Origin of the sequence: Mesorhizobium sp. M7A.F.Ca.AU.002.02.1.1 (assembly GCF_003998535.1) — a bacterium.
GTDB lineage: Bacteria > Pseudomonadota > Alphaproteobacteria > Rhizobiales > Rhizobiaceae > Mesorhizobium > Mesorhizobium ciceri.
In genome coordinates, this window is record NZ_RZPB01000372.1 from 1 (window position 1) to 5,952 (window position 5,952).

Below are 5,952 nucleotides of genomic sequence, written 5' to 3' on the forward strand. Positions count from 1 at the left end.
GAGTAGGGGAGTAGGGGAGTAGGGGAGTAGGCAGGACACTCGAGGCAATTCACATACTGCCTTACTGCCCCGATTCCTTATCGCCCTACATCTTGTCGATCACCGACTGCACGCCCTCGGTCGGGGCGTCGACGGACGATCCGGCTACCATGATGGCGGCGACGATCGCTTCGGGGTCGTCGACGACCAGCGGCTTGACCCGCTGCGCGGTGTGGATGAAGCCTTCGGCGGCCATGTGATCGAGCAGCGCCAGCATCGGATCCCAAAATCCTTTGACATTGGCGAAGACGATCGGCTTGCGATGATGGCCAAGTTGTCCCCAGGTCATGATCTCGACGATCTCCTCGACCGTGCCGATGCCGCCCGGCAGTGCCACAAAGGCGTCGGATTTCTCGAACATCTTGTGCTTGCGCTCGTGCATGTTGTCGGTGATCAAGAGTTCATCGAGCCGGTCAAGCGCTGTTTCGCTCGCCTCCTTGTTGATCAGGAAGCGCGGAATGATGCCCGTCACCTTGCCGCCGGCCTTGAGCGCGCCTTCGGCGACAGCGCCCATGATGCCTTTGGTGCCGCCGCCATAGACCAGCCGCAATCCCGCTTTGGCAATTGAGCGCCCGAGCAGGTGTCCGGCCTTGATATAGATTTCATCGCGGCCCGGAGACGAGCCGCAATAGACGCAGACGGATCGAATCGTGTTCATGTCGATGATTGGTGATTGGGTCTGAAAGCGCGGTCAAGCCCCAAGGGTTAACGGCCTGGGCTTTTTCTTGTCGGTATTGCTAAAACAGGCTAGACCGGCGTTAGGTGGCTAAGGGGTAGGGAAATATGGCAATTAATCCACTGAAGGCGTTCCTGTTCGCGGCGGGTGGGACCGTTGCGGCCGCGGGAACCGCCTATGTAGCGGGCGCACTCGACCCGTATCTCAATCCCACGCCGCCGGCGCAAGTGGCGGCGCAGACGCCGCCCGCAGCGGCAAAATCGGCTGATCCCGGCACCGAAGCGCGGCTGCCCGCCGCTGAGGCCCCGGCGGCTCCCGCCGCAGTGCCCCAGGCAACGGCACCGGCCGCACCGGCCGCGGACGCGCCGGCTGCGGCCGGTCCGGTCGCACCGTCTTTCGACGTCGTGCGCGTTGAAAGCAATGGCTCGATTGTCGTCGCCGGCAATGCGGCGCCCAACGCCAAGGTCGAAATCCTCAATGGCTCGACGGTGCTTGGCTCGACGGTCGCTGGTCCCGATGGCGCCTTCGTTATCATTCTCGATGATCCGCTGAAGCCCGGCGATTATACGATCGCGCTGCGCGCGACCACCGGTGACGTCGTAACGCCCTCGGTGCAGACCGCCGTCGTTTCGGTTCCCAAGGATGCGGCCGGCCAGGTGCTGGCCATGGTCGAGGAGCCGGGCAAGCCGGCCGAATTGCTGACCGTTCCCGCACCCGAGACAAAGCCGGCTGCTCCGGCCGCCGCGCCGGCTGCTCCCACAGCCGAAGCCCCCGCAACCGCTCCGGCGCCAGCCGCCCCAGCGCCAGCCGTGGTCGACGCAACACCGGCTCCTGCAGCGCCGGCGACGCCGCCCGCTGCAGGCGTGACCGAGCCCAAGATCGTCGTCGAGGCGGTCGAGATCGACGGCAGCAAGATCTTTGTCGCCGGCCTCGCCGATGCCGGCCGCAAGGTGCGCGCCTATGCCAACGACATCCTGCTCGGTGACGCGCAAACTTCGACGGACGGTCATTTCCTGGTCGAGGCGACGCGCGACGTTCCGGTCGGCAGCTACACAATCCATGTCGACGGCCTCGATGCCGACGGTGTGACAGTTGTGGCCCGCGCGGCCGTACCGTTCGAGCGTGAGCCCGGCGAAGCGATCGCCGCCGTGGCACCCTCGGCGCCGAAGCCCGTTCAGCCCAAGCCGGCCGCACCTACCGCCGCCGAGGCACCGGCCGCGGCCACGACGCCTGCTCCCGCCACCGAGGCTCCGGCCGTTATGGCGGAGGCGACGCCGCCAAGCGATGTGCCCGAGACGGTGGCGCCCAAGCTTGAACATGCCGACGGCGCCGTCATCATCCGCCGCAACGACACGCTGTGGCGGATCTCGCGGCGCGTCTATGGCCACGGCGTACGCTTCTCGACCATCTACCTCGCCAACCAGGACCAGATCAGTGATCCCGACCGCATCTGGCCGGGCCAGGTGTTCAAGGTCCCGGAAAAGTCGAAGGAAGGCGAAGCCGCCGACCTCAAGGCCATGGGCGAGCAGGCAACGACAGCGCCCGCCAAGACGGAGTAGGGTTTGAGCGCCGACGGTTGAGCGCAATCTCCCCCTTGTGGGAGATGCCCGGCAGGGCAGAGGAGGGCGCTGTCTCGCCAGCCTGTCGGCCAAATCCGGTCGAGCTACCTTACGGCTGCTCGTAATGCTTTGATCGTGGAAAGTCGCGATCCTTCGCGCCCCTCTCTGTCCTGCCGGACATCTCTCCCACGAGGGGGAGATTGGCGGTTCCGGCGCTCTGCCCATAGGGTTAGCTTGCCCCGTGCCCGTTCATCGTCTATCGCCGATGAACGATGGCAGAATCCCTGATGGAAACAAACGCATCATGCGGCGGTCCGGACAGCCGTGCGGTCGCCGCCCGACTTGCAGCGCTTTCCCATCCGGCGCGGATCGAAATCCTGAAACACCTATCGACGAGCAGTTCCTGCTGCTGCCGCGAGGTCGTCGACCGCTTAGATCTGGCGCAGTCCACCGTGTCACAACATCTGAAAATACTGGTCGAAGCCGGGCTGGTTCGCTTCGAGCCCGATCGCCAGCGCTCGCGCTATGCGATCGACCATGCCGCGCTCGCCGATGTCTCCGCATCGGTGGCCGCTCTCGTCAATTCCTGCTGCTCCGGCCGCTGAAATAAGAAGAAGGCACAAGAAATGGCCGAAAAAACCGTCTCCGACTCCTCGACTTTCAAGACGCTGCTCAATTTGTGGCCTTACATGTGGCCAGCGGATCGCGCCGATCTGAGAGCCCGGGTCACATGGGCGACGCTGTTGCTGGTCGTCGCCAAGCTGACGCTGGTCGCCGGTCCCTATTTCTTCAAATGGGCGACCGACGCGCTGGCCGGCGACGCCAAATCGGCGCCGCCGCTGCCGAGCTTCCTGCTGGCGCCCGTCATGCTGGTCGTCGCCTACAATGTCGTGCGCCTGGTGCAGCTTGGCTTCAATCAGTTGCGCGACGCGCTGTTTGCCCGCGTCGGCCAATATGCCGTGCGCCAGCTCGCCTTCCGTACTTTCGTTCACATGCACCAACTGTCGCTGCGCTTCCATCTCGAGCGCCGCACCGGCGGCCTGTCGCGCATCATCGAGCGCGGCACCAAGGGCATCGAGACGATCGTGCGCTTCATCATGCTCAACACGGCGCCGACCATCCTCGAATTCGCGCTGACCACGGGCATCTTCGCCTACACCTATGGCTGGAAATATGTGGTCGTCGTCGCGGTCACCGTCTGGGTCTATGTCTGGTTCACGGTCCGCGCCAGCGACTGGCGCATCTCGATCCGCCGCGACATGAACGACAGCGATACCGACGCCAACACCAAGGCAATCGACTCGCTGCTCAACTACGAGACGGTGAAATATTTCAACAATGAGGGCATGGAAGCCGAGCGCTTCGACCGCTCCATGGCACGCTACGAGGTCGCCGCGACGCGCATCTGGACCTCGCTTGGCTGGTTGAATTTCGGGCAGGGCATCATCTTCGGCCTGGGCACCGTCATCGTCATGTGCATGTCGGCGCTCGAAGTGCAGGCCGGCACGCAGACGGTCGGTGACTTCGTCTTCATCAACGCCATGCTGATGCAGCTGTCGGTGCCGCTCAATTTCATCGGCTTCATCTACCGCGAAATCCGCCAGGGGCTCACCGATATCGAGCAGATGTTCGATCTGCTGGATGTGCCGCAGGAGATCGTCGACAAGCCGGATGCCAGGCCAATCGCGGTCAGCGCCGGCAAGGTCGAGTTCCGCGACGTGCACTTCTCCTATGACCCGAACCGGAAGATCCTGAAGGGCATCAGCTTCGAGGTGCCGGCCGGCAAGACCGTCGCCATTGTCGGGCCTTCGGGTGCCGGCAAGTCGACCATCTCGCGGCTTCTGTTCCGCTTCTACGACGTGCAGGGCGGCCAGGTGCTGATCGATGGCCAGGATATCAGGGACGTGACGCAGGAGAGCCTGCGCGGGGCGATCGGCATGGTGCCGCAGGACACCGTGCTGTTCAACGACACCATCGCCTACAACATCCGCTATGGCCGCATCGGTGCCAGCGAGGAGGATATGCGCAAGGCGGCCGAACTCGCTCAGATCGGCCCGTTCATCGAGCGATTGCCTGACGGCTACAAGTCGATGGTCGGCGAACGCGGGCTAAAACTTTCGGGCGGCGAGAAGCAGCGCGTGGCAATCGCCCGCACCATTTTGAAGGCGCCGCCGATCCTGATGCTCGACGAAGCGACCTCGGCGCTCGACAGCCACACCGAACAGGAGATCCAGGCCGCGCTCGATCTGGTCAGCCGTGGCCGCACCACCATCGTCATCGCTCACCGCCTGTCGACGGTGATCACGGCCGATGAGATCATCGTGCTGCAGGACGGCCAGATCGCCGAGCGCGGCACCCATGCCGAGCTGATGCGCAAGCATGGCCTCTACGCCTCGATGTGGGACCGCCAGCGCGAGGCGACCGAGGCCGAAGAGCGGCTGCGCTTGGCTCGCGAAGGCGACGAACTTGGTGTCATCGTCCGCCGGCGCACGTCGGAGGTGAATTGAAGGTTCGGCGTGTGATCTGATTTTTGCACTTGATCTCAACTTAAGTTGAGATTGTAGGCCGTTCCTGGAGCCCAAAAAACACCATGATCCAGGAACGGAGCAATCGAAATGAGCAAGATAAATCAGACTGTTAACGGCGGCAGCGTGTTCAGGGTGGACAAATTCGTCGTCCCGGCCGGCGCCCGCGAGGAGATACTCGCCAAGGTCAGGACAACGCATGAATTGCTGCGCCTGCAGCATGGCTTCGTGCAGGATTTCCTGCTCGAGCAATTCTCCGGGCCGGGCGAATTCAACCTCGTCACCATCGTCGAATGGGAAAGCCAGGCGGCCGTCGACAATGTCGTGCCGATCGTCAAGGCCGCGCACGAGCGCATCGCCTTCAACCCGCAGGAGACGATCGCCCGGCTCGGCGTTCGCGCCGACATCGCCAACTATCAGAGGGTTCCCGGGCTGTAGCAAGGCTGTTACGGCCAGCCGATGCCAGGTGCCGGCGCTTCGACGCTGAACACCTGGCCGGTGCGGGCGTCGCTGACCATATGCTCGAAGCCGCGCCATTCGGCGGCGAGAATGAACAGCGTTTTCCTGTCGGTGCCGCCCAGCATGCAGGCAAAGCAGCCGCGATCGACGGTCACTGTCTGCAGCACCTCGCCGCCTTCACGCACCCGCACGCAACGCTTGTTGGGAACATCCGCATACCAGGCCGCCCCTTCGGCATCGAGGCAGATGCCGTCGGGATAGCCGTCGAGGTCGGCCCAGACCCTTCGGTTGGCAAGGCTGCCGTCGGCGGCAATGTCGAAGGCGGTCAGCCGATTGGCATGGGATTCCGCGACAATCAGCGTCTTGTTGTCCGGGCTCACTGCCATGCCGTTGGCAAAGGCGATATTTTCCGCCACCTGCCGGACCGCGCCGTCCGGCGTGATCAACACGATGGTGCCGGGGCTGAAATGCTCGCCAGAAGCCGGCGCCGGTCCGCCGCCATTGACATAGGTGTTGCCGCGCCCGTCGACGACGATCTCGTTCCAAGGGCTTTTCGACAGGTCACGCAAATCGGCGCGAGTGACGAGGCTCCCGTCGGCCTCCTGTCGTAGCAGCAGCCCTTCGCGGCCGGAGATGACGAGCAGGCGGCCATCCGGCAGCCAGTCAATGGAGTAGGGCAGGACAGCCGGTACGG

The 5,952-nt window shown here is 64.0% G+C and carries 6 protein-coding genes; 4 read left to right on the forward strand and 2 right to left on the reverse strand.

Features of this window, described 5'->3' with window-relative positions; all coding sequences use genetic code 11:
• Positions 1 to 85: 85 nt before the first annotated feature.
• Positions 86 to 697 carry a TIGR00730 family Rossman fold protein gene (locus EN879_RS21315; protein WP_013532550.1) on the reverse strand — a complete coding sequence of 204 codons (612 nt, stop codon included), beginning with the start codon at positions 695 to 697 and terminating at the stop codon, positions 86 to 88.
• A gap of 125 nt (positions 698 to 822) precedes the next feature.
• Here EN879_RS21315 and EN879_RS21320 point away from each other — a divergent pair, with 125 nt between their 5' ends.
• The 4 genes from EN879_RS21320 to EN879_RS21335 all read left to right on the forward strand — a co-directional run bounded on the left by EN879_RS21320 (position 823) and on the right by EN879_RS21335 (position 5,237).
• Complete coding sequence (locus tag EN879_RS21320) at positions 823 to 2,274, forward strand: LysM peptidoglycan-binding domain-containing protein (protein WP_127274228.1); 1,452 nt, start codon at positions 823 to 825, stop codon at positions 2,272 to 2,274.
• A gap of 272 nt (positions 2,275 to 2,546) precedes the next feature.
• The gene (locus EN879_RS21325; protein ID WP_013532548.1) at positions 2,547 to 2,879 is read left to right on the forward strand and encodes a metalloregulator ArsR/SmtB family transcription factor; all 333 of its coding nucleotides are present in this window, start codon (positions 2,547 to 2,549) and stop codon (positions 2,877 to 2,879) included.
• A 21-nt stretch (positions 2,880 to 2,900) separates the two neighbouring features.
• Entirely contained in the window at positions 2,901 to 4,781 is a 1,881-nt protein-coding gene (locus EN879_RS21330) for an ABC transporter ATP-binding protein/permease (protein WP_013532547.1), read from the forward strand.
• 108 nt (positions 4,782 to 4,889) lie between these two features.
• Positions 4,890 to 5,237 (forward strand): antibiotic biosynthesis monooxygenase, encoded by a 348-nt coding sequence (locus EN879_RS21335; RefSeq protein WP_013532546.1) that lies wholly within the window; start codon positions 4,890 to 4,892, stop codon positions 5,235 to 5,237.
• Between the two features lie 8 nt (positions 5,238 to 5,245).
• Here EN879_RS21335 and EN879_RS21340 read toward each other — a convergent pair.
• The coding region (locus tag EN879_RS21340) for an SMP-30/gluconolactonase/LRE family protein (RefSeq protein ID WP_164774501.1) at positions 5,246 to 5,952 on the reverse strand (707 nt) is incomplete at its 5' end.

Excerpts from the sequence above, each read along its gene's own strand:
- EN879_RS21315 (WP_013532550.1), bottom strand. The coding sequence starts at position 697 with ATGAACACGATTCGATCCGTCTGCGTCTATTGCGGCTCGTCTCCGGGC.
- EN879_RS21320 (WP_127274228.1), top strand. The coding sequence starts at position 823 with ATGGCAATTAATCCACTGAAGGCGTTCCTGTTCGCGGCGGGTGGGACC.
- EN879_RS21325 (WP_013532548.1), top strand. The coding sequence starts at position 2,547 with ATGGCAGAATCCCTGATGGAAACAAACGCATCATGCGGCGGTCCGGAC.
- EN879_RS21330 (WP_013532547.1), top strand. The coding sequence starts at position 2,901 with ATGGCCGAAAAAACCGTCTCCGACTCCTCGACTTTCAAGACGCTGCTC.
- EN879_RS21335 (WP_013532546.1), top strand. The coding sequence starts at position 4,890 with ATGAGCAAGATAAATCAGACTGTTAACGGCGGCAGCGTGTTCAGGGTG.